Genomic DNA, 801 nt, shown 5'->3' on the forward strand with positions numbered 1-801 from the left:
GATATAAAATAAAAATCCCATTTAATACCCCCCACAGAGCAACTGGTCCGTGGACACTCCTTCTTTGAAGTTCAAACGTTTTTTTAATTCGTTCCAGTATCATTTAAACCATCCTCTCATGCCTTTTAAAACTTTACCTTTTAAACCTATCTCTGTCAAATTCTCTGTTTGAAATCAGATCTGGGTTTACTTTTATATGCTTGATTGAAGTCTCTTCCTCAACATCATGACGGTGTTGGTATGCGTAGATAATATGAAACCAAGGTAAGTACACAGCTTGTCCGAAAGCCATTGATAATAAAGACATTCCCCATCCCATAAAATAATCGTATCCAATCATCGCTAAAAATATACATACACACGATAAAATAAGTGGAGGAGCGAGTAAAAAATTAACCATAAATTTGCTGGCTTTCTGTGAGATAATTTCTTCAGAGTCCAAATCGACTAAGCAGCTCATGACGACTATTACAATAATGGATTGGATAAAAGGAAGGGATAGTTTTAATCCAATAAAACTATGGTCTCCACTCAAACTATTGAAAGCAATGATGGCATAAACATGACCAGTCAGATACATGAGATAGGTTCCAAAGCTAGTTAAAATTCCTCTCTTAAGATCCAAAAGAAAAACCAGATTTAAAATCCAAACAACAATCCCTGTAATAATCAAACCTTGATGTAAGGCAGGATTTTTTAAAATTCTTAATCCTGCAAGCCAAAATCCTGTAAATACCAAGGGATATAAAATAAAAATCCCATTTAACACCCCCCAAAGAGGAACCGGTCCCTTTATTCTAC

The 801-nt window shown here is 35.1% G+C and carries 1 protein-coding gene; it reads right to left on the reverse strand.

The window, feature by feature from the left end; translation table 11 throughout:
• Positions 1–133: 133 nt before the first annotated feature.
• On the reverse strand, positions 134–801 hold a 668-nt coding region (locus HMPREF2613_RS06295), incomplete at its 5' end, for an oligosaccharide translocation protein RFT1 (RefSeq protein ID WP_070479759.1).

The sequence above is a fragment of the Streptococcus sp. HMSC070B10 genome (genome assembly GCF_001808665.1).
GTDB lineage: Bacteria > Bacillota > Bacilli > Lactobacillales > Streptococcaceae > Streptococcus.